At 60.1% G+C, this 24,320-nt stretch carries 24 protein-coding genes and 2 pseudogenes; 14 read left to right on the forward strand and 12 right to left on the reverse strand.

Features of this window, described 5'->3' with window-relative positions; translation table 11 throughout:
• Nucleotides 1-53: 53 nt before the first annotated feature.
• Nucleotides 54-731: an SGNH/GDSL hydrolase family protein gene (locus WGT02_RS36310; protein WP_225040533.1), complete on the reverse strand. Its 678-nt coding sequence runs from the start codon at nt 729-731 to the stop codon at nt 54-56.
• 90 nt (nt 732-821) lie between these two features.
• On the opposite strand from WGT02_RS36310, the gene WGT02_RS36315 reads away from it, so the two are divergent.
• Genes WGT02_RS36315 through WGT02_RS36345 form a run of 7 tightly spaced genes read left to right on the forward strand, consistent with a single transcriptional unit; the run spans nt 822 to nt 8,329 of the window.
• Nucleotides 822-1,853, forward strand: a complete 1,032-nt coding sequence (locus WGT02_RS36315; RefSeq protein WP_024314982.1) for a LacI family DNA-binding transcriptional regulator — start codon at nt 822-824, stop codon at nt 1,851-1,853.
• A gap of 13 nt (nt 1,854-1,866) precedes the next feature.
• Nucleotides 1,867-3,468, forward strand: a complete 1,602-nt coding sequence (locus tag WGT02_RS36320; protein WP_208245249.1) for an FAD-dependent oxidoreductase — start codon at nt 1,867-1,869, stop codon at nt 3,466-3,468.
• Between the two features lie 29 nt (nt 3,469-3,497).
• A complete protein-coding gene (locus WGT02_RS36325; protein WP_024314983.1) occupies nt 3,498-4,769 on the forward strand; it encodes a sugar ABC transporter substrate-binding protein in 1,272 nt (423 codons plus the stop codon).
• 12 nt (nt 4,770-4,781) lie between these two features.
• Nucleotides 4,782-5,714, forward strand: a complete 933-nt coding sequence (locus tag WGT02_RS36330; RefSeq protein WP_024314984.1) for a carbohydrate ABC transporter permease — start codon at nt 4,782-4,784, stop codon at nt 5,712-5,714.
• Complete coding sequence (locus WGT02_RS36335; protein WP_024314985.1) at nt 5,704-6,546, forward strand: carbohydrate ABC transporter permease; 843 nt, start codon at nt 5,704-5,706, stop codon at nt 6,544-6,546. Before WGT02_RS36330 ends, WGT02_RS36335 begins: the two co-directional genes overlap by 11 nt.
• 19 nt (nt 6,547-6,565) lie before the next feature.
• Complete coding sequence (locus WGT02_RS36340; protein WP_024314986.1) at nt 6,566-7,618, forward strand: ABC transporter ATP-binding protein; 1,053 nt, start codon at nt 6,566-6,568, stop codon at nt 7,616-7,618.
• Between the two features lie 9 nt (nt 7,619-7,627).
• Entirely contained in the window at nt 7,628-8,329 is a 702-nt protein-coding gene (locus tag WGT02_RS36345) for a hypothetical protein (protein WP_024314987.1), read from the forward strand.
• Between the two features lie 396 nt (nt 8,330-8,725).
• Here the strand turns inward: WGT02_RS36345 and WGT02_RS36350 are convergent, their stop codons facing one another.
• Nucleotides 8,726-9,370 carry an NrsF family protein gene (locus WGT02_RS36350; RefSeq protein WP_024314988.1) on the reverse strand — a complete coding sequence of 215 codons (645 nt, stop codon included), beginning with the start codon at nt 9,368-9,370 and terminating at the stop codon, nt 8,726-8,728.
• Complete coding sequence (locus WGT02_RS36355; RefSeq protein ID WP_024314989.1) at nt 9,367-9,915, reverse strand: sigma-70 family RNA polymerase sigma factor; 549 nt, start codon at nt 9,913-9,915, stop codon at nt 9,367-9,369. Before WGT02_RS36355 ends, WGT02_RS36350 begins: the two co-directional genes overlap by 4 nt.
• 185 nt (nt 9,916-10,100) lie before the next feature.
• Here WGT02_RS36355 and WGT02_RS36360 point away from each other — a divergent pair, with 185 nt between their 5' ends.
• The 3 genes from WGT02_RS36360 to WGT02_RS36370 all read left to right on the forward strand — a co-directional run bounded on the left by WGT02_RS36360 (nt 10,101) and on the right by WGT02_RS36370 (nt 12,048).
• Nucleotides 10,101-10,346 carry a pentapeptide MXKDX repeat protein gene (locus WGT02_RS36360; protein ID WP_024314990.1) on the forward strand — a complete coding sequence of 82 codons (246 nt, stop codon included), beginning with the start codon at nt 10,101-10,103 and terminating at the stop codon, nt 10,344-10,346.
• 86 nt (nt 10,347-10,432) lie between these two features.
• Entirely contained in the window at nt 10,433-11,275 is an 843-nt protein-coding gene (locus tag WGT02_RS36365; protein ID WP_024314991.1) for a cytochrome b/b6 domain-containing protein, read from the forward strand.
• The gene (locus tag WGT02_RS36370; RefSeq protein ID WP_024314992.1) at nt 11,272-12,048 is read left to right on the forward strand and encodes a molybdopterin-dependent oxidoreductase; all 777 of its coding nucleotides are present in this window, start codon (nt 11,272-11,274) and stop codon (nt 12,046-12,048) included. The genes WGT02_RS36365 and WGT02_RS36370 overlap by 4 nt, the downstream gene beginning before the upstream one ends.
• A gap of 278 nt (nt 12,049-12,326) precedes the next feature.
• Here the strand turns inward: WGT02_RS36370 and WGT02_RS36375 are convergent, their stop codons facing one another.
• Complete coding sequence (locus tag WGT02_RS36375; RefSeq protein ID WP_029710024.1) at nt 12,327-13,448, reverse strand: OpgC family protein; 1,122 nt, start codon at nt 13,446-13,448, stop codon at nt 12,327-12,329.
• 274 nt (nt 13,449-13,722) lie between these two features.
• On the opposite strand from WGT02_RS36375, the gene WGT02_RS36380 reads away from it, so the two are divergent.
• On the forward strand, nt 13,723-13,920 hold the full coding sequence (locus tag WGT02_RS36380; protein ID WP_082321281.1) for a hypothetical protein: 198 nt from the start codon (nt 13,723-13,725) through the stop codon (nt 13,918-13,920).
• 120 nt (nt 13,921-14,040) lie between these two features.
• The gene (locus WGT02_RS36385; RefSeq protein WP_024314993.1) at nt 14,041-14,508 is read left to right on the forward strand and encodes an MEKHLA domain-containing protein; all 468 of its coding nucleotides are present in this window, start codon (nt 14,041-14,043) and stop codon (nt 14,506-14,508) included.
• A 46-nt stretch (nt 14,509-14,554) separates the two neighbouring features.
• Here WGT02_RS36385 and WGT02_RS36390 read toward each other — a convergent pair whose 3' ends face one another.
• Complete coding sequence (locus WGT02_RS36390; protein WP_029710025.1) at nt 14,555-15,070, reverse strand: ribonuclease H; 516 nt, start codon at nt 15,068-15,070, stop codon at nt 14,555-14,557.
• A 166-nt stretch (nt 15,071-15,236) separates the two neighbouring features.
• Here WGT02_RS36390 and WGT02_RS36395 point away from each other — a divergent pair, with 166 nt between their 5' ends.
• On the forward strand, nt 15,237-15,575 hold the full coding sequence (locus WGT02_RS36395; protein ID WP_024314995.1) for a hypothetical protein: 339 nt from the start codon (nt 15,237-15,239) through the stop codon (nt 15,573-15,575).
• A 169-nt stretch (nt 15,576-15,744) separates the two neighbouring features.
• On the opposite strand, the gene WGT02_RS36400 is transcribed toward WGT02_RS36395, so the two are convergent.
• A complete protein-coding gene (locus WGT02_RS36400) occupies nt 15,745-15,948 on the reverse strand; it encodes a hypothetical protein (protein WP_024314996.1) in 204 nt (67 codons plus the stop codon).
• A gap of 305 nt (nt 15,949-16,253) precedes the next feature.
• Here WGT02_RS36400 and WGT02_RS36405 point away from each other — a divergent pair, with 305 nt between their 5' ends.
• On the forward strand, nt 16,254-18,038 hold the full coding sequence (locus tag WGT02_RS36405) for a gamma-glutamyltransferase family protein (protein WP_024314997.1): 1,785 nt from the start codon (nt 16,254-16,256) through the stop codon (nt 18,036-18,038).
• Between the two features lie 427 nt (nt 18,039-18,465).
• On the opposite strand, the pseudogene WGT02_RS36410 reads toward WGT02_RS36405, so the two are convergent.
• From WGT02_RS36410 to WGT02_RS36435, 6 genes and pseudogenes are all read right to left on the reverse strand, one after another.
• A pseudogene (locus WGT02_RS36410) lies at nt 18,466-18,919 on the reverse strand (RES family NAD+ phosphorylase); the annotation flags it as partial.
• A pseudogene (locus WGT02_RS36415) lies at nt 18,910-19,068 on the reverse strand (antitoxin); the annotation flags it as partial. The pseudogenes WGT02_RS36410 and WGT02_RS36415, both read right to left, overlap by 10 nt.
• 275 nt (nt 19,069-19,343) lie before the next feature.
• Nucleotides 19,344-20,735: an LLM class flavin-dependent oxidoreductase gene (locus tag WGT02_RS36420; protein ID WP_024314999.1), complete on the reverse strand. Its 1,392-nt coding sequence runs from the start codon at nt 20,733-20,735 to the stop codon at nt 19,344-19,346.
• A gap of 35 nt (nt 20,736-20,770) precedes the next feature.
• Nucleotides 20,771-21,748 (reverse strand): ABC transporter permease, encoded by a 978-nt coding sequence (locus tag WGT02_RS36425; RefSeq protein WP_208245247.1) that lies wholly within the window; start codon nt 21,746-21,748, stop codon nt 20,771-20,773.
• A 2-nt stretch (nt 21,749-21,750) separates the two neighbouring features.
• On the reverse strand, nt 21,751-22,779 hold the full coding sequence (locus WGT02_RS36430) for an ABC transporter permease (RefSeq protein WP_024315001.1): 1,029 nt from the start codon (nt 22,777-22,779) through the stop codon (nt 21,751-21,753).
• The gene (locus tag WGT02_RS36435; protein ID WP_024315002.1) at nt 22,769-24,319 is read right to left on the reverse strand and encodes a sugar ABC transporter ATP-binding protein; all 1,551 of its coding nucleotides are present in this window, start codon (nt 24,317-24,319) and stop codon (nt 22,769-22,771) included. Before WGT02_RS36435 ends, WGT02_RS36430 begins: the two co-directional genes overlap by 11 nt.
• Nucleotide 24,320 lies beyond the last annotated feature (1 nt).

The raw sequence follows: 24,320 nt of genomic DNA on the forward strand, positions 1-24,320 counted from the left end.
GCGTGGCACGCACAAATGGCCTGCGGATCGAACTTGAAAGACCGGAACACACGTTATGAACGAGCCGCATTTATGAAAGCATCAAGGATCGCGCGATGTCCGGCATCGCTCGGATGGACTAGATCGGCTGAGGCCAAGGCGCCGTCGCCGTGAGCTTTCATGCTTTCGTAAACAGGTGCATAGAAGAGTGAGAAGTGTCGTGCCAGCTTGCGCACGACCTCGACATAGCCTTCGAAACCCATCCGCGTCTGGCTTGTGAAGCCGGTGCTGCCGACGCAGAGCCCGGCTTCCGGGATGTAGGGTGGGCTGCCGATCGCCAGCCGTTCCGCGTGCCCCGCCTCGATCAGTTTTTTCAGCATCTTCGCGTAGTCGTGGGCGAAGCTTCGGACGTTCATCGTGTCCGGGGCGGCTGTATAGCGGGCGTCGTTATAGCCGTAGAGAATCAGGATCGCATCGCGGTGGGGCGCATCCAGAAGCGCATTTTCGAAACGGCCGATACCGTTGTCGGGCCGCGGTTTACCATCCGCAAGGCGTGATCCCTGCAATATCGTGCCGGGGATCGCGTGGTTACGGACTGGGAAGCCGTTGACCTCGGCTGCAAACAATGCCGGCCAGGTGAGATGCGGCTGGCTGGCATTGAAGCCCGCAGTAATGCTGTCTCCGAACACACGCACGCCAGAAATTCCGAGTGATTTCAAATGCACCCCGAACCGCATCAATTTTTCCTTCATTTCCCGCTTGACAGAAACCGGCTCAATCTTGTTTATACGTATTAACTGCTAATACGTATTAGCAGTCAAGGGGGGGTTGGAGGAGCTCGCGTGGCAGGCCCTAAGCGATTGACTCAGCACGATATTGCAAAGCTTGCCGGCGTTAGCCAGGCAACCGTATCACTTGTGTTGAACGGCACCCCGACAGCCCTGGCGCGCATTCCTCAAGAAACTCGCGAGCGCGTCCAGCACGTCATCCGCGCGACTGGTTACGTTGCGGATCCGATTGCCCGACGCATGGCCAAGGGCCTCAACCGTATCCTCGGCGTCTTCACCTATGAACCAGCTTTCCCGAGCGAGCAGGCGGACTTCTTCACACCTTTCCTGCTCGGCATCGAGGAGGAGGCGCAGGCCCAGAACTACGACCTGCTGCTTCTGACCGGCGCCGGCGTCGGCCGGGAGCGCAAGATTTTTGCCGACGGCAACCGGTTGAGGATCGCCGACGGCTGCCTCGTGCTCGGCCGCGAATTCGACCGCGCGGAACTCAAGCGGCTGGTTTCCGGCGATTATCCCTTCGTGGCGATCGGCCGACGTGAGGACGCTGGCGGACCCGTTCCCTACGTTGGCGGCGACTACACGACCGGCACCCGCGCGCTGGTCGAAAAGGCGAGGGCGCTTGGACACGAGAAGTTGGCTTATGTCGGCCCCAGCGGATCGGCCGAATCCGTCGTCGACCGCTGGCACGGCTTTGCCGAGGCGATCAGCGAGGGCGCCGAGCTGGTCTTGCATGTCGACGATGTCCGCAGGTCGGCCGGCGAAATTCTCGATGCCATTATTACGTGCGGTGCGACCGCCGTCTTCTTCGTGGAACTGGCGGACGCGGTGCGCGTCGAGGCGGTGGCTCGCGAGCGAGGCTTGTCCTTGCCGGGTGATTTTTCCGCTGTCGTGCTCGGCAGCCACGTGCGGGCCGAACGCAGCCATGTGCAGTTCACCTCCTTCAGTATTCCACGCGAGGAAATGGGCCGGAAGGCGACCACCATGCTGGTGCGTCGCATCGAGGGTGCGGTCCCGATCGAGCAAATTCTTCTGACCTGTGAACCGGTCGAGGGCGAAACCCTCGGGCCCGCAAAGAAACGGAATTGAGAACGTGAAAGAAATGCGAGCAGATATTCTGATAGTCGGCGGCGGTCTCGGTGGCGTGGCAGCCGCGCTTGGCGCCTGCCGGGCGGGACGCAGCGTCATCATGACCGAGGAATTCGACTGGATCGGTGGTCAATCGACCAGCCAGGCAGTGCCGTCCGACGAGCATACATGGGTCGAGCAGTTCGGGATTACCCGCTCCTATCGCAAGCTGCGCAACGGCATCCGCCAGTATTACCGTGACAACTATCCGTTGACCGAGGGTGCTCGTGCTTGGGGCGACCTCAATCCCGGCGCCGGCTGGGTGAGCCGGATCTGCGCCGAACCACGCGTCAGCCTCGCAGTCATGGAAGCCATGCTGATGTCCTATCGCGGTGCCGGTCGCCTCAAGGTGCTGCAGCCTTACCGGCCGGTCGCGGCGGATGTCGAGGGCGACACCGTCCGCTCCGTCACACTTCGCCATCGCGATACGGGCAACGAGATCGTCGTTTGCGCCGACTACGTTCTCGACGCGACCGAACTCGGCGACCTCCTGCCTATGACTGGTACGGAATATGTGAAAGGCTTCGAGGCACAGTCTGACACCGGCGAGCCGAGCGCGCCTTGCGAAGCGCAGCCGGACAATGTTCAGGCGGTGTCTGTATGCTTTGCCGTCGACCATGTGGACGGCGACTGGACAATCGACAAACCGGAAAACTACGACTACTGGCGCAAATACCAGCCGCATTTCTGGGGCGGGCCGCTGCTTGGCTTCACCGCGCCGCATCCGCGCACGCTGGAATTCACCACTCGCTCCTTCACCCCGAATGTCGATGACGATCCGCTAGCGGTCGACGCCGACCAGCGCAAGGGTGGGGGTGACGAGAATCTTTGGCTGTTCAGGCGCATTGCCGCACGCCGCAATTTTCGGCCTGGCTTCTATCAATCCGACATCTGCTTCGTGAACTGGCCGATGATCGACTACATGGACGGCACGATCATCGACGTGTCGGAGGAGGAAAAGGCCAAGCACCTGAAGTCCGCCGCCGATCTTTCCTACTCGGTCTTCTATTGGCTGCAGACGGAAGCGCCGCGCGTCGATGGCGGGCAGGGTTATCGCGGCCTTCGCCTGCGCGGCGATATCACCGGGACGGAACATGGGCTTGCCATGGCGCCCTATATCCGCGAGAGCCGTCGCATAAAGCCGGTCACCCGCGTCGTCGAGCAGGACATGTCCTATGCCGTGCGCGCCGAAAAGGGCGCGGTGAACTACCGTGACAGCATCGGCATCGGCATGTACCGCATCGACCTGCATCCCTCGACAGGGGGTGACAACTATATCGACGTGCGATCCTGCCCATTTGAGATTCCGCTTGGTGCATTGTTGCCCCAGCGGGTGAAGAACCTCATTCCAGCAGGCAAGAACATCGGCACCACCCACATCACCAATGGCTGCTACCGGCTGCATCCGGTCGAATGGAACGTCGGCGAAGTGGCAGGCATGCTCGCGGCCTATTGCTTGGAGAAACGGCTGAACCCTCATCAGGTCCAGGAAGACGATGGACATCTCCACGATTTCCAGCGCGAGCTCACCCGCGAAGGCATTGAAATCCGCTGGCCCGACATCGCGGCCTATTGAACAAACCCATCTTTGGAGGAGGAACGGGAATGGACTATTACAAGAGACTCAAATCGGCCGTGGCGGCGCTTGCCATCGCCGTGCCGCTTGCCGGGAGCGGCATCGCAAAGGCGCAGGAAGCGGTCAACCTGCGCATGACCATCTGGAGCGCCAACGAGGCGCATCTCAAACTCTTCAACGAAATCGCCGCGGGCTTCAAGAAAGACCATCCGAATGTCACGATGACCTACGAGTCGCTGCCGTTCGACACCTATACGACGGCGCTCACCACTCAGATTGCCGGCGGCAATGCGCCGGACATGGCCTGGATATTCGAAACCGCGGCCTATGACTTCGTCAATTCTGGCGCGCTTTATCCGCTGACCGACACGCTGAAGGCAGCCAAGGGTTATAACCTCGACGAACTAAGCGGCACGGCCGCCGAGCGGTGGTCGAAGGACGGCAAGCTTTATGCCTATCCTTTCTCGACCTCGCCATTCGCGATGTTCGTCAACAACGACGTCATTAAGGCGGCCGGCGCCAAGACGCCCGCCGAATTGATCGCCGCCGGGCAGTGGACCTGGGATAACGCGATCGCCACTGCCTCGGCCGTCGGCCAGACGGGCAAGGGCGGCCTGATCGTGCGCGACTTCAACTACCAGATCTGGCAGAATCTCGCCTCCGTCTGGAACGGATGGGGCGCCTCGCCCTGGAGCGCAGACGGCAAGACATGCACGATGACCGAAAAGCCGATGGTCGACGCGCTGACCACCATCCACGAGGCGATCTTCAAGAAGAAGGCGATGCCAGGGCCTGGTGAGAACGTCGATTTCTTTGCCGGCGATGCGGCCATGACCATCACCCAGATCAGCCGCGCCTCGCTGCTGCCGAAGGATAAGCCCTTCTCCTGGGATCTCGTGCCACTTCCGAAGGGACCGGCCGGTGATTACGCCCTGATCGGCCAGGCAGGTATCGGCGTGATGCAGGCCGGCAAGAACGCCAAGACGGCAGCCGAATACATCGCTTACATGACGAACCCGGAAAACTCGGCCAAGCTCAGCCAGTTCTTCCCGTCGGCCCGCAAGTCTCTGCTCAATGCCGAAGTGCTGAAGAAGAGCAATCCGTTGCTCAGCCAGGAACAGCTCGACAAGGTCGTCATCTCGGGCATCGCGACGGGCAAGGTCATCCCCGGCCATACAGGCTTCGCGCAGATCCAGCAGGCGGTTCGCGCCGGCCTCGATGCCGTCTGGCGTCCGGATGTGGATATTCCGGGCACGCTCCAGCAGATTTGCGGCCAGATCGGCCCGCTCTTGAAGCGCTGAGAGGATAAACTGATGGCTGTCGCGCAGGATAACGCAATTCCGGAGCGCCGCTCCTCGTCGCCGTTCTGGACGATCGCGCGGCGTGACAGCCTCGCCGGTTTCCTCTTCATCGCCCCGCAGCTGATCGGCGTCATCGTCTTCGTGCTGATCCCGCTGGGGCTTGTCTTCTGGTATTCGCTGCACGAGTGGAACGTGCTTGCCAATACCTTCACCTATACGGGTGCGCAGAACTACCAGATGCTGATCGAGGATACCAACCTCCTCGCAGTGCTGGGCGCGACCGGCATCTTTTCCGCCGGACTCGTCGTTTTCAACCTGTCGCTGGCGCTGCTGCTAGCGGTTCTTCTGAACCAGAAGCTCGCCGGCATTACCATCTTCCGCACTCTGTTCTTTTCGCCGGTCGTCGTGTCGCTGGTCGCCTGGACGATCGTATGGGGCTTCCTGCTGCAGAAGAATGGCGGCATCAACGGCATGTTGCAGGTCCTCGGCATCGAGGGACCGAACTGGCTGCGCGAGGAAACCACCGCAATGATCTCGGTCATCGTCGTACAAGTCTTCAAGAATGTCGGCCTCAACATGATCCTGTTCCTCGCGGCGCTGCAGGGCGTGCCGAACGAACTCTATGAGGCCGCCCGCATCGATGGTGCGCCGCGCTTCAAGCAGTTCCGTCGCATCACCCTACCGCTGATCAGCCCGACCATCCTGCTTACCTCGATCATCACCATCGTCGGGTCGCTGCAGGTCTTCGCGCAGATCGCGGTGCTGACCCAGGGTGGGCCGGGCATATCGACGACGGTGCTCGTCTACTACCTCTATCAACAGGCCTTCCAGTTCCATCTCTTCGGCTACGGCTCGACTCTGTCGATCGTGCTCTTCGTGATCGTCGCCGTCCTGACCTTCGCCCAATGGCAGATGCGCAAGAGGATTGTCTTCTATGAAAGCTGAACTCTCTCCGCGTCTGAAAACGCTTCTCTACGGGCTGATGTGCGTGCTGCTCATCCCCTTCGTCTTCCCGACCTGGTGGATGGTGACATCCTCCGTGAAGCCGATCAGCGACATCTTCGCCTTTCCGCCGCGGCTCATCCCGCAGAGTTACGACTGGACGACCTACAGCAAGGTGTTCGAACTGCAGCCCTTCGTGAAGCAATACTGGAATTCGGCCTATATCGCCGCGGTTGTGACGGTTGGTACCATGGTCGTCTCCTCGATGGCGGGCTACGCTTTTGCGCGGATCAAGTTTCCCTTCGCCAACGCGATTTTCATGATCGTGTTGCTCGGCCTTCTCATTCCGTCAGAAGTGACCATCGTGCCGCTCTTCCAGATGTTCCTGAAGGCGGGCATGGTGAACACCCACTGGCCGTTGATCCTTGTGCCGATCTTCGGAGCGCCGAGCGTTTTTGCCACCTTCGTGATGCGGCAGTTTTTCGTGACACTGCCGGCGGAGCTGGAGGAGGCGGCGCGCGTCGATGGCCTCGGCCGCTTCAAGATTTTTCAAAAGATCGCACTGCCGCTGGCCAGGCCAGCGCTTGCATCGGTCGCGATCTTCACCTTCCTGCATTCCTGGAACCTGTTCCTCGAACCGATCGTGTTTCTCTCAAGTGCCGACAAGTTCACCCTGCCGCAGGCTCTCACCCAATACACCGACGCCTATGGTGGTCCCATGTGGAACATCCAGCTCGCTGCCGCAACGCTGACGGCGCTCCCCGTTCTCATCGTCTTCATCATCGCGCAGAAGCAATTCGTCGAAGGGCTCGCGCATACCGGCCTCAAGGGCTGACGAACCGGAAACCTAATTGATGGCTGAAGTTACCCTTTCCCGCGTCCGCAAGAGCTACGGCGCCATCGACATCATCCACGGCGTCGACCTCGGAATCAACGACGGCGAGTTCGTCGTACTTGTCGGTCCGTCCGGCTGCGGCAAGTCCACGCTGCTCCGGATGATCGCCGGGCTTGAGACGATCACCGGCGGCGACATCCGAATTGGCGGACGCGTGGTCAACGACCTCGATCCCAAGGATCGCGATATCGCCATGGTTTTCCAGAATTATGCGCTCTACCCGCATATGACGGTCGCGACGAATATGGGGTTTTCGCTGGAGCATCGCGGCACCGGCAAGGTCGCGATCGCGGAGCGGGTGAAGTGGGCGGCGGATATCCTTGGACTGTCGCATCTGCTCGACCGTTATCCGCGCCAGCTTTCGGGCGGCCAACGGCAGCGCGTCGCCATGGGCCGGGCGATCGTCCGCGACCCGCAAGTGTTTCTGTTCGACGAGCCGCTCTCGAACCTCGATGCCAAGTTGCGCGTCGTGATGCGCGGTGAAATCAAGAGCCTGCACCAGAAGCTTAAGACCACGACCATCTACGTTACCCATGACCAGGTGGAGGCGATGACCATGGCCGACACGATCGTGGTGCTGAACGGCGGCTGCGTGGAGCAGATCGGAGCTCCGCTCGATCTCTACGACCGGCCCGCCAACCAGTTCGTGGCGGGTTTCATCGGGTCGCCGGCCATGAATTTTCTGACCGGTACGATCACCTCAAGCGGTTTTGCCGCACCAGGTATCCTGCTGCCACTGCCAGAGGCGGCGCATGAGTTCAGGGACCGCAAGGTGGTCTACGGCATTCGTCCCGAGCATTTCGCCCTCGACGACAACGGCGTGCCCGCGCAAGTCATCCTCGTCGAGCCAATGGGTTCGGAAACTCAGGTGACGATGAAGCTCGGCGATACGACGGTCAGCGGCGTTTTCCGCGAGCGCGTGTCGCTGTCGCCTGGCGCGACGATCCGCCTGCGACCGGAACTCGCCAACATCCATCTCTTCGCAGCCGATGGTGGCCAGCGGATGAATTGAGGCCCCGAAATGCCTGCGTATCCTGAAACGAAACTCACCAAAGCGCTGCGCGGTGGCGACTTTCCGGTCATCGTCTCGCTTGCGCGTCATGACCTCGATCTTGCCAGGGCCGCGTTGGGGGCAGGGGCCTTTGCGCTGAAAGTGCATCTCAACGCCTATCACCGCGCGACTGGCACCACCTTCGGCAGCTATGCGCAAGAGCGACCCTTTTTCGAGAAGCTCGCCACATTGGACGTGCCGCTACTTGTCATGGCCGGGCAGGAGAATGTGCCGAGCGCGCAAGAGATGGATGAACTCGCCGATCTAGGCTTCGAGGGCTTCAACGTCTATATCAGCGACATGCAGCCGCATCTCTTGCAATCGAAGCTCCGGCCCATGCCGGCGCTCGGCGAAAAGAACACCGACGAGGAACTTCGGAAGATCCGCGCGATTCCGGGCGCGATGATGGAAGCCTCCGTTGCCGCCTTCGCGGACTACGGCAAGCCGCTCAACGAGACCGATCTCGCCCGCTACAGCGAGATCACCACCAAGGCCGGCATTCCGGTCATTGCGCCGAGCCAGAAGAACTTCACGCCCGAGGACATGCCGAAGCTGAAGGCGGCAGGCATCGCCGCACCGCTGCTCGGCGTCATCGTCACCGGCACGACGCCGGAAAGCATGGAAGCCGCCGTTCGGCTGATCGTGGAGAGCGCAAGGCGTTCGGCCCGCTAACCCGGTCTTGCCGGCCAGCAGTGACTTGTGGCGCACCAGATTGACCTTAATGTCGATCAAGCTCGAGCGTGCTTACGATCGTCAGGCAGGAAAGCGAGGTCCGATGAACCTCGCCCCATGCCCGAGTCAGGGAAGGCGATTTCTTCCGAGGAGATGCCGTCGCAGAATGACGCTGTCCATCCAACCTTCGGGAGTAGCGGGCAAGGCATGGGTGCGGCTCGCTGGCGATCAAGGCTGATCCGCAGTTCATGTCCTCTCAAGAGCGGGGGGTTAACGTGACCTTGTGGCCAATTCGGCGGCTTCTACCGGTTCGGTCGATTGGAGGCGAGCCGTTTTGATCGGGAGCGTTCCACTCCCGGTGCTGATGAACAGTCGTCAGGCTTAGTCTAGAAGGGTCTACCAGCGGAGCAGCCGAGGACCGGTGAAGATGCCGAGCGCGCCGGTCAGCAGGATGCCAAGTGAGTACCAGATCAGCACGAAGGGCATGCCGTTCTCGGTGCAGAACCAGGAATAGACCCAGGCGCCGGCTGCCCCTGCGGCTATACCGGCAACGAGCCCGGTTAGCCGCAGATCGATGGGTGCGCCGCCGCGCAGTGCCCAGATCGTCCCTGCATAAACGGGCATCGCGAAGCCGAATATGAGAAGCGGGCAATGGAGTGCCGAAGAACCGAGGATCAGCGCGTGGTAAGTCTCGATGGGGGCCATCATGAGCTGGATGGCTGCGACCGCGGCCATGGCGGCGAAGATCGTGGTAAGCAAACCGAAAAAGCGACCTTCAGAACCGTCGGGGCGGTAAAGCTGATAGAGAGTGAGGAAGGACGCCACGGCAATCAATGCATTATAGATCGATTTGATCCAGAAGACTGGCAGCATCAGCACTTCGGGCATATCGACCCGCAGACCGAGGATGGTCAGCATCAGCAGCAGGGAGAGCCCGAGGGCCGGAGCTATGCCAACCGCGAAGCGGCGCCATGGCGCATTGCGCGGCACCGGCTTCAGGTCGCTGACCAGGCTTTCGATGATGTCGTCCATCTTTGTCACGATGCGCCTCGCAATCTCTCCCCGAGCGCCTTGAGTGCCCGATGGATGCTGACTTTTACCGCTGATTCAGACTGCCCGGTGCGGTTTGCCGTGTCGGCGACCGACTGGCCCTCCAGTTTCACCTGCCGGATCAGCTCCCGCTGTTTCGGTGACAACCCGTCGAGCAATCGCTCGACATCCATGCGGGCGGTCAGCGTATCCTCGCTGAAGTCACTTTCGATCTCCTCGCCAAGCTCGGTTTCGGTCAGCCGACGTCCACCGCGGCCGCGATGATGGTCTATCAGCTTGTAGCGGGCGATCGAGAAGAACCAGGCCGTGAAGGGTCTTTTTCGGTCGTAAGTGGACCGGCGAGAATGCAGTGCCAGCAATGTCTCCTGGACCAGGTCTTCCATATCCGCTTTCGTCGCCGCAGCCATCCTGCGGCTGTAGTAACCGACAAGCAGCACGCGCAAAGCGGTCAGCAAACGCCGATAGGCGGCCTCGTCCCCGTCAAGGGCCAGAAGCATCAATGCTTTCAGCGCTTCTTCCGAATAAGCAGTCGTCATGTTGTCAGCGTGTTCATTCGCAGAAGCAGCCAATCGGTTACAAGGCAGATCAAAAAATGTTTGGCATCACGGATCTATCACATGCGTGTGAGGCTGTAACGCATTTCGAGGATCTCTCGAATGGGTGGATGTGAGCCATTGGTACGCAGCCGGTGGACACGACAATCCCATTCTAGGAGAATTCCATGACCAAGCTTCTTTCCAGCCTTGCAGCCTACATGTTCGTCGTCGGGCTTTCGCTCGCCGGTGCCGCGTCGGCTGAGGACGCCATGAAGTCCGACGCGATGAAGACGGACAATATGCAGAGCAGTGCAATGTCGAAGGACGCCATGAAGTCGAGCACAAAGACGGACTGCATGCACAAGGCCGGTATGGAAAAGGACGCGATGAAAAAGGCCGACATGATGAAGGCCTGCGACGCGATGAAGTAAGCGTTTTCGTATCTCGCGGCCGCTGAAACTTTATCCGCGGCGGTCGCGTCTTCTGCTGCGAACTTTTATTCGTCCGGAGAAAAATCATGGCGACGATCGATTCCGGTAGGGAAGCTGGCCACACGCTCATCTACCGCCACAGCCTTGCTGTCCGCCTCTCGCATTGGGTAAACGTGCTTTGCCTGACCGTGCTGCTGTTCAGCGGTCTGCAGATATTCAATGCTCATCCGGCGCTCTATTGGGGCCAGTATGGAGCCGACAACGACCCTTCCTTCATTGCCATGGGGGCCGTCGAAGACGGCAACCAGGCCAAGGGGCTGACGCATGTCGGTTCTCTCACCTTCAACACGACCGGCTTCCTTGGTCTCTCGACTGTTGATGGCGAGGCGACAGCGAGGGGCTTTCCAAGCTGGCTCACCCTTCCAAGCTACCAAGACCTGTCGACCGGCCGGCGCTGGCATTTCTTTTTTGCCTGGCTGTTCGTCCTCAACGGCCTTGTCTATCTCGCCCATGGGCTGATCAGCCGGCATTTCCGCCGTGATCTCGTTCCAGCCGGCAATGAACTGACGCTCGCTCATTTGGGCGATGAGGTCGTCAACCATGCCCGGCTGCGCTTTCCGAAGGGAGCGCAGGCACGGCACTACAACACGCTGCAGAAGCTGACCTATCTCATAGTGATCTTCGTGTTGCTGCCGTTGATGATCGCCACGGGGCTCACTATGTCGCCGGGCTTCAATGCTGTGGCCCCTTGGCTGCTCGATGTCTTCGGCGGACGTCAATCGGCACGCACCATCCATTTCCTGACTGCCTTCTCGCTCGTCGCCTTCGTCGTCGTGCATGTCGCCATGGTGATCCTGTCGGGTGTCTTCAACAATCTCCGTTCGATGATCACTGGCTATTACGCCATTGAACGGGGAGGCAGACGATGAGCCGCCTTATTACCCGCCGCCGCTTCCTGATCGGTTCGACCCTGACCGCTTCTGCACTGGGCTTGAGCGGTTGCGACGCATTGGTTCAAAGCGACCGGACGAAGTCGGTCCTGAAGATCGCCGAGGGTCTCAGCATGAAGACACAGCGCTTCCTGCTCGGCGACAATGCGCTCGCCCGTGAATTCAGCGAGGCGGATCTCTCGCCTGTCTTTCGCTCGAACGGCACCAGCATGCCGGATAACCCGCGATATCTCGACTGGATGGGTCGCCAGTTCGTGAACTGGAGGCTGGAAGTCGGTGGACTGGTCGAAAAACCATCGCAGTTCTCGCTTGCGCAGCTGAAGGCGATGCCATCGCGCACACAGATCACCCGGCACGACTGCGTGGAAGGCTGGAGCGCGATCGGCAAATGGATGGGCCTCCCGCTTGGCGTCCTGCTGCAAACAGTCGGGCTGAAGCCTGAGGCGCGCTACATCGTATTCCACTGCGCGGATGAATACGAAAAGACGTTGGACGGCAACGGCTGGTACTATGAGAGTGTCGATCTGGTCGATGCCTTCCATCCGCAGACGATCCTCGCCTACTCGATGAACGGCCGCGATCTTGAAGTGGCGCATGGAGCCCCGTTGAGGCTAAGGGTCGAGCGGCAACTCGGTTACAAGCAGGCGAAATATCTGACCCGCATCGAGGCGGTCGCGGACCTCGGCCAACTTTACGGCGGCAATGGTGGTTTCTGGGAGGATCGCGGCTATGAATGGTATGCCGGGATATGAGTTCCGCGACGGGCTTTGAATCCGCATTTGCAAATGTGAGCGTAGGGAAAGCGCGTCCAGGATGATGCGGTTTCCTCACGCAGGCAAAGCAGGCGACGGCCCCACGAGCCGTCGCATTTTTATGTCGAAGGTCGCCCGCATTTATAAAAAGCGATCAAAGATCGCGCGATGTCCGGCATCGCTCGGATGGACTAACCTAGAACTCGTGGACGTCGATGAAATCACGAGCAGGTGATGAGGGCCGTGTCGTGTTGCGTTCTGAGCTTGTTGTCAAGTTTCTATGTCGCGTGCACCGGGCCGCCGCGGGAGGATATCTTGGCCTGCTGCAGGTGGTTGGCGACGCCATATTGAGCCGCCAGCCCAGCCGCGAGCGTCGCCGCGTCGAGTAGCAGCGGAACCGTATATGCCTCGCGAATGACCTGTAGAACTATGCAGATCAACGACCCCCATGCAAAGACTGCCAGTCCCTGCTTTCCAAGAAGCGTAACAGCGCCAAGGCGTGTGTCAGCGGCAATCCGCCAAAAGACCCCAAACTGTGAGATGACGTAGGTCAGGGCCAGCACGTGGAGAAGGCGGGGCAGAGGCAGGATACCCTTGTCAAAGCCAACGAGGATTGCAGGATGATCTCCCCAGTTCGTCAGATCGTAGCGTTGCCCCTGGATAACGAACAACGAGAAAGCAAGATAGGCCAGTGACGCGAACATGAGCGCCGAATTGTATCCGACGAACGTCTCTCGTCTCTTCGATGCCATACCGGCGCAAAGGCCGATGCAGAAGATCAACTGCCAGGAGAATGGATTGAGAAACCACATCCCTTCGGTCGGAAAGTTGGGAAGGTTGATGTTGTAGAGGCCCGCGACTACCCAGACGCCCACCGACACAGTCAATAGGGCGGATCGGCTGGACGAGGCGATTGCCAGAAAGACTGGTGTAGCGGCGAGCAGCAGAATGTATAGAGGCAGAATATTGAAGTAGCCGAGCTGGTGCGTCATCGCCACGACGCCAAGGGTCGTCATCCACGGAGCGCTCAGATAAGCTTCTAGGTTGACACGATCTGACAGCGCAGCGGTTCCCACGAAGTGGTGACCGCTCATGAGAATGATAACCGCCAAGCCCGTCGTCAGTAGGTGGACGCCATAGAGGTGCCGTGCGCGGCGAAGGACACGGGCAATTGCTTGCACGCGGTCCCGCGCGTAGGCACTCGAATAGGCCAGCCCGGCGGACATCCCTGACATTAACACGAAGGCTTCGGCTGCATCGGAAAAACCGAAATTCTTCGAGGTGATGCCTTCAAGGAAATTGCCCGGCACGTGATTGATGAAAATCATGACCAAGGCAACGCCACGAAAGAAATCAAGACGCGGATCACGGCCGGCCGATACAGTGGCAGGATAAGGCATTGCTAAATTGTCCCGAAGATTCATGGCGATTAGTGACGATGAACCAACGGTAGCTGCGGCTACCTGAAGGCCATATGAACGAGTGGTTCATAGTGGTTCGAGTACTGGGAGATGATCCGGGGCTCGCGCCTCACTCGTCGCGATTTGCTACACCGTGCGGCGAGCTGGTTCATTGGATATTCAGCATGCCTGCACGAGGGTTGGGCGCGGTCTTGTCGCTGGCTGTAAGCCGGTAGCCGAGTGAGTCTTCAAATCAACTATCGGTCGTGAACACATGAACGCACCTTTTGATGAAACCGCGTTGGGAAGGGAATTTGACCTTTTCGCTATTGAATTGAGCCGGTTGCCAAGATCGCCGGAGACCACGGCGTTGGAACTGCGCTTTGCTCTGTTGCGAGAAGCAGTTGCAATCCGTCTTGCCGGAGCGAGCCGATTCACTGTCGAGTTGCCGTCGTCGCTGTTTGACGCCTAGACCGTTATCGGGTTGCTTTGCTTGACGGTGTGGGACCTTGTTTCCAATCCGTCATAGCTGTCCCACTTTGTGGGCGGCAATGTCCGGCGCCTACCCATACCTCGCAGAGGGAACGAAACTATGGAAGATCTGCACCCCAAGTCGGCCGGTCTGGCCACTGACTTAGAATTCTTCAAACTGTTGACCGGTAGCTTTCAGCGGCTCGTCGGCAAGCCGCTTGTTCCGTCGGAGCAAGGCCCGGACTGGCTCTATCGTGCAGCGCCTTTTGTCGTTCTGGCCCACAATACTGATCCTGATCCGCTCTTCGTTTATGCCAACATCGCCGCCCAGACGCGCTTCGGATATACGTGGGACGAGTTCACGAAGCTGCCGTCGCGATTGTCCGCTGAGGCGCCTGACCGACAGGAGCGGCAGCGGCTCCTCGATGCGGTGGCACGGCAGGGCTACATTGCCGACTACCGAGGGCTGCGCGTCACCAAATCTGGAAAGCACTTCTGGGTGGAGAATGGAATTGTTTGGCAGCTTGTCGATGAGCACGGCAGGACAAGCGGCCAGGCCGCAACTTTTTCCAGCTGGACCGACGTCTAAGTGACAGTATGGAGTTGCCCGTCTCCATTCTGACGCATCGCATGACTTAGGTCTTAAGGAGTGATCGCCGGCCTTGATCTGCGAGTTCGTCCGCCCGTTCGTTGCCATCAATTCCCGAATGACCCTTGCACCAAGCTACGGTGATGAGCGGATTTCGTGAGAGCTCACGATCAACGTTCTGCCAAAGCTCTGCATCGGCTATTTTTCGGTTTCTCGCCTTGGCATTCGCACGCACCTTCCGCCAGCCGTTGTTCTTCCAGATCGGCCTCCAGATATTGCAGCCCTTCACTGCGTAAATGGAGTCCAACCACACGGTAACCCTTTCATTGGTCCTCTCGCGATTAATCCAGCCTGCGGCGTTGAACAGGCTCAGCAACTCCATTGTGTTATTTGTGCTGTTTAACGAGCCGCCGAAGCTGAACGCGAGTTCCACGCCATTGCGGTAGACCACAAAGGCCCATCCGCCCTGACTGGAGCGGGGTTCCCAGCAACCATCCGCAAAAACATGAAGGCCGTGGCGGGGTACCCCTATCCATGTTTCAGAACTCCTTGCCGCTTCCATGCAATTGCCCGTCGTCCCAGCAGAAATCATAGGTGGAGCATTCCCTTCCCAGCCAGTTCCGCATTTCGCCGCCATTGGTGGAATCGCGCAGTATCGTTCATGAGCCGTTAATCGTGAGCGTGCGATTCGTTCGCTCGGGGTTTGCCCTCAATTAGACGGAGCAATAATGAAGAAGCTAGTCTTGTTCGCGGTCATCGTAGCAATTGTCGCCACCAGTGGCTTTGCCGTCGTCGACACGGCGTCCGCCCAGGAATGGCGAAGACCCTACTACGATAATCCGCCACCACCGCGGCGCCATCATCATCACGACAACGGCGCAGCGATTGCGGGCGGTCTGGCCGCTGGAGTGATCGGCGGATTGATTGGTGGCGCAATCGTCAACAACAGCGGTCCGCGCTACATCGATCCACCACCGCCACCGCCACGTTGCTGGTTTGAAGATCGCCGCGTGCCGAATGCCTATGACGGTGGCTGGCATATGGAGAGCCTTCGGGTCTGCAGGTAGTCGCCAGCAGCGACGATGGGTTGCCATTCCTCTCGAAACCTATCGCGGGACACACTGCGTAGGCGATGATTTGGGGGGGAACGCGGTGGGCTTGTACCGGTGCATCCATAGGGTTGCTCGAATGTTTGGCGGATGCCTCCAGAACACCATTCCGATCAGCATCAACCCTTCAGGCGACGCTCCCGTCGCGCGGAGCCCGCCCGTTTGCAAGTTGCTGAAAGGCGCGCTCCTCCGCTTCGCTCTTCCATTTTCTTACAACTTCCGCCGTGAAATTCTTCAGGATGACGAGGCGTGCTCCGATGGCAGCGCTAGCAGCGCCCTCTATCCCATTGTTCCAGCGCCAACAGGCAAAGAAGCTGCAACCGACGTCCATGGCGGCTTCCCCGGACCCTTCAAAGATTCAAGTTGGTCATGCAATTTTCACTTGTAGTTTGACGACGGCACCGAGCGTATAAAATGTATGAATTCTTTGGAAGCGTAGTCAAATCTGATATGAGACGGACATGGCTATCACCCGATGCCCCTCACGTCTGCCCACTTTTGCTTGATCGATCAGCTTGCCGGCCCAGGTCTCATTTGTCTGTTCTGCCCGGTCATCCACGCCTTTGTTTGCACGACCCTGGGATCCTGAAGACATCATAAATCGCCGGCAAGCCATATTCCTGAGGACATAATACGATGACTAGCTTCACGACACGACCGGAAATCCTCGGCACCTTCGGCGTCGTCACGTCGACCCACTGGATCGCGTCTTCGGTTGGCATGGCGATCCTGGAAAAGGGGGGCAACGCCTTCGATGCGGCTGTCGCCACCGGCTTCGTGCTGCAGATCGTCGAGCCGCATCTATGCGGCCCAGGCGGCGACATGCCCGCCATTTTCTATTCGAAGAAAAAGGACAAGGTCGAGGTCATCTGCGCCCAGGGACCGGCACCGGCCGGCGCGACGATCGAGCACTACACCTCCGAAGGCCTGAACCTGATCCCCGGCGACGGCTTGCTGGCGACGGTTATCCCCGGCGCCTTCGACGGCTGGATGCTGATGTTGCGCGATTACGGAACGATGAGCATCCGGGATATTCTCGAGCCAGCGATCTACTACGCCGAAGAGGGCCATCCCGTGCTTGCCGCGGTTTCTGCGACAATCACGAGACTGGGCGGCTTCTTCGAAAAGGAATGGCCGACTTCCCACGCAACCTGGCTGCCGGGTGGTAGCGCGCCGGAGCCGAACCGCAACTTCAAGAACCCTGTTCTGGCGGAAACTTGGAAGCGGGTGATTGCCGTGGCCGAAGCGAAGAGCGGTCGGGAAAATCAGATCGAGGCCGCCCGCGACGCCTTCTACCGGGGCTTCGTGGCCGAGGCGATCGAAAGGTTCGTCAGCACCACCGCCGTCATGGATGCGAGCGGAGCCAGGCACAAGGGCGTGCTGAACGCTAATGACATGGCAAGCTGGCGCGCCACGGTCGAGGCGCCGCAGACCTATGACTACCACGACTGGACGATTGCTAAAACGCCGGCCTGGGGCCAAGGACCTGTATTGCTGCAATCCCTGGCGCTGTTGAGAAGCCTTGATCTCGCTGCGATGGACCCGTCAGGGCCGGACTTCGTACACACCGTCATTGAAGCCATGAAGCTCGCCTTCGCCGATCGCGAAGTCTATTACGGAGATCCGAGTTTCGCGCAGATCCCCATCGAGTATCTGCTGTCGGAAAGCTATAATAGCGAACGCCGGAAACTGATCGGCGAGGGAGCTTCGCTCGAGCTGCGCCCCGGCCGCGTGCCAGGCTACAACCGCCAATTCGACGTGACCATGGCCATGCTTGCCGAAATGAGCGGCAAGGGCACGGTCTACGAGCCAACCATGTCGCATCTTCGCGAAAGACGTGGCGACACGGTGCATATCGATGTGATCGACCGCTGGGGCAACATGGTTTCAACCACGCCTTCTGGAGGCTGGCTGCAGTCTTCGCCGATCATCCCGGGCCTCGGCTTCGCACTGAACTCTCGCGCCCAGATGTTCTGGCTGAAGCCCGGACTGCCGACTTCTCTTGAGCCGGGCAAGCGACCCCGGACGACGCTCACTCCCTCGCTGGCGCTGTATCAGGGCCGGCCGACGATGGTCTTCGGCACGCCTGGCGGCGATCAGCAGGATCAGTGGCAGCTGCCTTTCTTCCTGCGCTACGTCCATCACGGAAAAAACCTACAGGCATGTATCGACATGCCGCTCTTCCACACTTCGCATTTCCCGGGTTCCTTCTACCCGCGCACCAGTTCTCCCGGCGAGATCATGGTCGAAAGCAGCGTCGGCACTTCGACGCTCGACGAGCTGCGCCGGCGTGGCCACAAGGTACAGGTTGCCGATCCTTGGACCGTGGGCCGTCTGACCGCAGCGCGCCGGGACATGGACGGTCTTCTAAGGGCCGCCGCGACCCCCCGCCTTATGCAGGCCTACGCGGTTGGCAGATAAACAATGGCTAACTAATTGGTCGCGGACTTGAGTGTTCATCGGTGAGGCAAGCAAAATCTCAATGAAAAGCGGTATTTTGACGATAGATGGCGGCTACACTACTCTCTGGGATGGCATCCAGCTTTCGGGCGGCCAACGCGCGTCTCTATGGGCAGGGCGATCATCCGCGACCTGCCAGTGTTTCTGTTCGGCGAGCCGCTCTCGAACCTCGATGCCAAGTTGTTCGTGGACGGGTCGATCGACAGGCTGAATCAGGTGCGCTTCGTGCGCTCCCAAAGGGCTTCAGCTACAGGCCAATCGTCACCTTGATTTGTTGCATCATGTTGACCGTCGCGTCGTTTCAACGTTTGTTTGTCGGCAGCGCCAGACTGGCCACGAAGTTGCCGATCACACACAGGATACACCGGCTAACGACTTCATGCCGTTGAGGGGGGTGCAGCTTGGTGTCGAGAGCGAAGGGTTCCTGCAACTTCAGCAAGTAGGAGCCTGCCGCCGCGCTCGCGATGAAACACGAGGTTCCAGCTATGGCTGGACACTGCACTCGGGATACCCACGAAACGGTGCTTCTGAAGTAGCTCGTCACCAAACGCCTGCTGTCCGGCGCTCGGAATGCCGGGGTGCAGCCAGTTGGGATTGGGCACAGTCGTGGGATCAACGACATGCATCGACGACGTGTCGGTTATGTCCGCTGCCGTCAGTACATGCGCAACTGTGTCGAGCGTACGAAAGCTCTTGTAGACGGCGACCTCTAGGATTGCCGTCGAGGGATCAACGGAACAATAGACAGCGCGCACGCCTTTGCTGTTCCAGCGTCCCCCGACCCGGTATGCGCCTTCGCCGTTATCCCATGTCGCGGCGCAACCTGCCTGATCAAACCGCACGCGGGCAGTCCGCTAAGAAGCAGTTCGTGGGCGTTGAGAGCGTTCGTTAAGCGACGAGAAAGCGTGCGGGCTCCACCGAGCAGTTCCACGACTTTCTGCAGTTCCCCGCCTTGTTTTTCGGAAGAGACCTTTATCGTTGCGACCGCCATGATAAGCTCCTATGTCATCTGTCGTAATACACGTGACAGTTGTCATGGGTTTTTTCAAGGGACGCAGAGACGGCCCTTCGATTTCCCAGTCTTCCCCGCCGATCAGAGCGAAATCGCGCCCTGCTCGACCTGCCTTAGCGCTTCCTCAATTTTGATCGGCTTCCGGACCATATAATCGCAACCTGATCGCAGCGCAGGGGACGCGACCAAATGAACAGAGTGTGGGTTTGAGCGTGCCGAGATCTTGACCATCGAGGTGCGTGGGACTCAAACCTCTAAACCGCGAGGCGCGTCGGCTCAGATCCAAGATTGCGGTAGACCGCGCCGGGATGCGGGACCGCGAGGCGCGGGCCTTTTCCACCAAGCTTTTCGCGCAGGGTGCCCTGGCGATATTCGGTCTTGTAGACGCCGCGCCTCTGCAATTCCGGCACGAGAAGGTCGACCGCGTCCTCAAAGCTTTCCGGCGTTATCGCATAGGCGAGATTGAAGCCGTCGACATCGGTATCGTCGACCCATTCCTGCATCAGATCGGCGACCGTAGAGGGCGAGCCGACAAAGACAGGGCCGAAGCCGCCGACGCCCACCCAGTCCGCCATCTCCCGAACCGTCCATTCCCTGTCGGGATCGATGGTCGTGAAGGTTTCGACGGCCGATTGCACGGCATTTGTATAGCGGTGGCGCAGCACCTCATCGGGGCCAAACTGGCCGAAGTCGATGCCTGTCCAGCCGGAGATCAGCGTCAACGCCCCCTCGAATGAAGCGTATTTGCGGTATTCGTTGAACTTTCGCTGTGCCTCGGCATCCGTTTCGCCGACCACGACGGTCTGCAGATTGAAGGCAAGGATCTCCCGGGGATTGCGGCCGACACGTTCGGCCGCTTGCCGCACATTGGCGACATAGCGTTTGAGTACGGCCTTGGACGGGGCTGCGACGAAAATGCATTCGGCATGGGCGCCGGCGAAATCCTTGCCGCGGCTGGAGGCGCCGGCCTGGTAGAGCACGGGCGTGCGCTGCGGCGACGGCTCGCTGAGATGAATGCCAGGAACGGTGAAATGCTTCCCGGCGTGACGGATAGGGTGGACCTTCTGCGGATGGGTGAAGATGCCCTTTTCCCGATCACGCACCACGGCACCGTCTTCCCAGCTTCCCTCCCACAGCTTGTAGCAGACCTCAAGATACTCTTCGGCAAGCTCGTAGCGGTCGTCGTGGTTCGTCTGGGCGGGCTGGCCGACGTTGAGCGCACCGCTGTTGAGATAGGACGTGACGATGTTCCAGCCGACCCGGCCTTTGGTGAGATGGTCGAGCGTTGAGATGCGCCGGGCGAACGTATAGGGATGCTCGAAGGAGAGCGACGCCGTGAGGCCAAAGCCTAGATGTTCGGTCTCATAAGACATTGTCGGGATAAGCTGCAGCGGATCGTTGACCGGCACCTGGGCAGAATGGCGCAGTGCCGCATCGACATTGCCGTTCAGCACGTCGTAGACGCCGAGCACATCGGCTATGAAGAGCCCGTCGAACTTGCCGCGCTCCAGCGTCTTTGCCAGATGCACCCAATAATCGAGATCTTTGTAGGTCCATGACTTGTCGCGTGGATGGCGCCAGAGTCCTGGAGACTGGTGTCCGACGCAGTTCATGTCAAAGGCGTTCAGCCTGATTTCTCGGCTCATGTCATTGTTCCTGCATGTTTTCGATTGGACCTCGCTCAGGCGTCGGCCGCTTTCCTGTTGATGAAGCTGAAGGCCAGCACCGCGAATATGAGGGTGCCGGTGGCAACCTGCTGCCAGTAAAAATTGAGGCCTGTCAGAAGCAGTCCGTTGGCAACGATGCTGAGGAGCAGGACGCCGAGGACGGTGCCGGCGACATTCGGGCGCCCGAGCGGCGAGAATGTCGTGCCGATGGAGGTGGCGCCGATCGCATTCAGCAGAAAGGCATTGCCGGAAGAGGGGATATAGACCGTGACGGTTGCCGTCAGGATGATGCCCGCGACCGCCGCGATGATCCCGGCGAGGATGAAGGTCGCGGCAACATGAGGGCCACGGCCGACCCCTGAATAGCGTACGACGCTTGGCTGAATGCCGATCGAAAGCACGACACGGCCGAACCGCGTCCGGGAAAGGAGCACCGAGACGCCGGCAATGATGAGAGCGGCGATCAAGAGTGGCACCGGCACGCCCGCGATAACCCCGTGCCCCAGAAAACGGAAGGCCTCCGGCACGCCCGCGGGCGGCAGGTAGACCGGATTGCCGCCGTTCGTCAGAAGCTGCTGGATGCTGCGCCCGATGAACAAGGTGCCGAGCGTTGCCAGAAACGGCGACACGCCGATCGCCGAGATCAGGATGGCATTGAAGGCACCGACGACGGCACCTGCCGCGAGCCCGCCCAGAAGTGCAACGGCGATCGGCTCGCCGGTAAGTACGAGGGAAACGAAGGCGAAGCTTGCGAAGTCCACCGCGGTGCCGACCGAAAGATCGATGCCGCCGGCCGAAACCGTCAGGGTCATGGCGATCGAGACGATCGCGAGCAAGGTGAAATTGTTGACCAGAATGCCCTGCAGGTTGCCCAAAGTGGGGAAGGTCGGTGCGGCTGCTGAGAAGATCGAGAAGACGACGACGAGGGCCAGTATGAGGCCGTATCTAGCCAAGCCTGCGGCGTATCGCCCGGCAAATGTCGAGGCGGACATGGTCAGATCTCCCGTTTACGCAACAGCGTCGTGGCCGAGACGACGATCAGGATCAGGAGACCCTGGACGCCGCTGACGAGCGTGCTCGGCAGGTTCAGAAGCTGGAAGCCGTTGATGAGGAAGCCGACGAAGAGAGCGGAAACCAGTGTTCCGGTGATCGTCGGAACGAGGCGGCGCGAGAAGACCGAGCCAAGCAGCGCAATGACGACGACCGGCAGCAACATCTCGCCCGAACCGGTGGTGCTGCCACTGAGATAGGAGACGGAGAGAATGCCGGCGAAGCCGCCGCACAGACCGCTGACGACGAAGGCTCCCGCAAGCAACCGCTTGAGCGGCAGGCCTGCGGCACGGGCTGCATCCGGGAACTCGCCGGCGGCATAAAGTCTCAGTCCCAGCGGGGTGTATTGGACGATCGCCGCTGCAAGCGCGGTGAAGCCCATCAGGACATAGGCAAGGACTGGAATGCCGAAGCCGTCGGACGCCGACATCGCGGTCAGGAAATCCGTCGAGGCGGGGACGACGGTGTTCTGGGTCAGGACCAGCTCGAGGCCGGCGACAACGTTCATGACGGCAAGCGTTGCCAGGAGAGGCACGATGCCGGCAAAGACCACGGCTGCCGCATTGACCGCGCCGATTGCAAGTCCCGTGAAAAGCGCGCCGCCTGCTGCGGTGAGATCGCCGTATCCGAGCTGGATCAGCGTCGCATAGGTCGCAGCGCTGAGCCCCATATTGGCGGCAAGCGACAGATCGATGCCGCCGGTGACGACGTTCGATCCACCGGCGATGAGCACGATTGTGAGGCCGATCGCCAGGACGCCTGCGATGGCCGATTGGCCAAGGACATTGCCGATATTGCCAATCGTCAGGAAATAGGGGGCGGTAAGCGAGAACACGACGAGAATCGACGCAAAGGCGAGCAGCGAACCGACGCGGAGCGCCGAAGCTGCGACCCTGCCCTTACCAGCCCTTACCCGGGGCAAATGCCTGGTCGAAGCAGCGGGGAGGGAGGCAAACTGGACGTCAGCCGACATGGCGCAATCCTTCCGAAGCGCCGGTCGAGGCCGCCAGCACTTCATCCGTTGTGGTCTTCGAGGAGACGAGCTCGCGGATCACGTGGCCGCGGAAAAACACGAGAATGCGGTCGGTCATGCCTACAAGCTCGGGTAGATCCGACGAGAGCACGATGACGCCGGCACCACGAGCAGCTAGCTCGCCGATCAGCGAGTAGATCTCGACCTTGGAGCCGATGTCGACCCCAACGGTCGGTTCGTCGAGAAGGTAGATCTCCGATTGGCGGCTAAGCCACTTGGCTATCGCCACCTTCTGCTGATTGCCGCCGGACAGCGTGCGAACCAGCGTGTCGCGGCCCGCGGTCTTGATCTGCAGGCGCTTGATGAGGTCGTCGGTATCGGCGCGCTCACGTCTTCCCTCCAGGAATCCGAAGCGCGTATATCGGGCAAGGCTCGATAGGGTGATGTTTTCGCTTAGGCTGAGATCAAGGCCGACGCCATGGCCGCGCCGGTCCTCAGGCACCAGCCCAAGCTGCCGGTCGACCGCCTGCACGGGATTGCGCGGTTGCGCCGTCTTGCCCGCGATCTCGATCACACCGGATGCCGCCTGCTGAAGTCCGAAGAGCGTGCGCACAATGTCCTTGGCCCCCGAACCCAGCAGCCCGGTGATGCCGAGGACCTCTCCGCGGCGCAGCGAAAAGCTGATGTTGTTGAAGCGGTTCGGTGCCGAAAGGGCTTGGACTTTAAGAACTTCCTCGCCGAGCTCTACCTGGCGTTTCGGGAACATCTCGGTGATGTCGCGCTCGATCATCAGGCTGGCGATCGCCTTTGCAGACGTCTGGCTGATCTCCAGGCAGGCAACATCGACGCCGTTGCGCAACACCGTCACATGGTCGCACAGTTCCTCGATCTCGTTCAGATAATGGGAGATGTAGATGATGGTCACGCCCTCGCTGCAAAGGCGGCGGATCAGGCGGAAGAGAATTTCGGCCTCACGACGGACAAGTGCCGCAGTTGGCTCATCGAAGACCAGCACTTTGGGCTGATGAAGCAGTGCGCGGGTGATCTGGACGATCTGGCGCTCGGCGGTGGAAAGCTCGCCGATCAAGGCATCCTTGGGCAGCTCCACGCCAAAATAGTTGGCGAGAATTTCTTCCGCGCGCCGCTGCATGGCGCGGCGATTGAGAAACGGTGTACCGGCTACGCGGGCCTCCCGTCCGAGAAACAGGGCTTCTCCGATCGTGAAGGTGGGTACCAGCAGCCGATCCTGATGGATGAAATGAATGCCGAGTGCCTCGCACAGATGCGGCGTCAGCCGATCGTATGGCTTGCTTTCGATCTCGATCAGCCCCTCGTCCGGCGTGTGCAGGCCGGCAAGAATCTTGATGAGCGTCGACTTACCGGCTCCGTTCTGTCCGACAAGCCCGTGCACGGTGCCGCGGCGAACGGCAAGCGCGGCGCCGGCAAGCGCCTGCGCGCCTCCGAAGTGCTTCACGACATGGTCGAGGCGAATGATGTACTCGTCATTCTCGATTGTTTGCGCGATGGCGGATGCGGTCATG

Origin of the sequence: Rhizobium sp. T1470 (assembly GCF_042140505.1) — a bacterium.
GTDB lineage: Bacteria > Pseudomonadota > Alphaproteobacteria > Rhizobiales > Rhizobiaceae > Rhizobium > Rhizobium favelukesii.

Coding starts and splice junctions, on each gene's coding strand:
- WGT02_RS36310 (WP_225040533.1), bottom strand. CDS start 731: ATGAAGGAAAAATTGATGCGGTTCGGGGTGCATTTGAAATCACTCGGA.
- WGT02_RS36320 (WP_208245249.1), top strand. CDS start 1,867: ATGCGAGCAGATATTCTGATAGTCGGCGGCGGTCTCGGTGGCGTGGCA.
- WGT02_RS36325 (WP_024314983.1), top strand. CDS start 3,498: ATGGACTATTACAAGAGACTCAAATCGGCCGTGGCGGCGCTTGCCATC.
- WGT02_RS36330 (WP_024314984.1), top strand. CDS start 4,782: ATGGCTGTCGCGCAGGATAACGCAATTCCGGAGCGCCGCTCCTCGTCG.
- WGT02_RS36335 (WP_024314985.1), top strand. CDS start 5,704: ATGAAAGCTGAACTCTCTCCGCGTCTGAAAACGCTTCTCTACGGGCTG.
- WGT02_RS36340 (WP_024314986.1), top strand. CDS start 6,566: ATGGCTGAAGTTACCCTTTCCCGCGTCCGCAAGAGCTACGGCGCCATC.
- WGT02_RS36345 (WP_024314987.1), top strand. CDS start 7,628: ATGCCTGCGTATCCTGAAACGAAACTCACCAAAGCGCTGCGCGGTGGC.
- WGT02_RS36355 (WP_024314989.1), bottom strand. CDS start 9,915: ATGACGACTGCTTATTCGGAAGAAGCGCTGAAAGCATTGATGCTTCTG.
- WGT02_RS36360 (WP_024314990.1), top strand. CDS start 10,101: ATGACCAAGCTTCTTTCCAGCCTTGCAGCCTACATGTTCGTCGTCGGG.
- WGT02_RS36365 (WP_024314991.1), top strand. CDS start 10,433: ATGGCGACGATCGATTCCGGTAGGGAAGCTGGCCACACGCTCATCTAC.
- WGT02_RS36370 (WP_024314992.1), top strand. CDS start 11,272: ATGAGCCGCCTTATTACCCGCCGCCGCTTCCTGATCGGTTCGACCCTG.
- WGT02_RS36375 (WP_029710024.1), bottom strand. CDS start 13,448: ATGCCTTATCCTGCCACTGTATCGGCCGGCCGTGATCCGCGTCTTGAT.
- WGT02_RS36380 (WP_082321281.1), top strand. CDS start 13,723: ATGAACGCACCTTTTGATGAAACCGCGTTGGGAAGGGAATTTGACCTT.
- WGT02_RS36385 (WP_024314993.1), top strand. CDS start 14,041: ATGGAAGATCTGCACCCCAAGTCGGCCGGTCTGGCCACTGACTTAGAA.
- WGT02_RS36390 (WP_029710025.1), bottom strand. CDS start 15,070: ATGGAAGCGGCAAGGAGTTCTGAAACATGGATAGGGGTACCCCGCCAC.
- WGT02_RS36395 (WP_024314995.1), top strand. CDS start 15,237: ATGAAGAAGCTAGTCTTGTTCGCGGTCATCGTAGCAATTGTCGCCACC.
- WGT02_RS36400 (WP_024314996.1), bottom strand. CDS start 15,948: ATGGACGTCGGTTGCAGCTTCTTTGCCTGTTGGCGCTGGAACAATGGG.
- WGT02_RS36405 (WP_024314997.1), top strand. CDS start 16,254: ATGACTAGCTTCACGACACGACCGGAAATCCTCGGCACCTTCGGCGTC.
- WGT02_RS36420 (WP_024314999.1), bottom strand. CDS start 20,735: ATGAGCCGAGAAATCAGGCTGAACGCCTTTGACATGAACTGCGTCGGA.
- WGT02_RS36425 (WP_208245247.1), bottom strand. CDS start 21,748: ATGTCCGCCTCGACATTTGCCGGGCGATACGCCGCAGGCTTGGCTAGA.
- WGT02_RS36430 (WP_024315001.1), bottom strand. CDS start 22,779: ATGTCGGCTGACGTCCAGTTTGCCTCCCTCCCCGCTGCTTCGACCAGG.
- WGT02_RS36435 (WP_024315002.1), bottom strand. CDS start 24,319: ATGACCGCATCCGCCATCGCGCAAACAATCGAGAATGACGAGTACATC.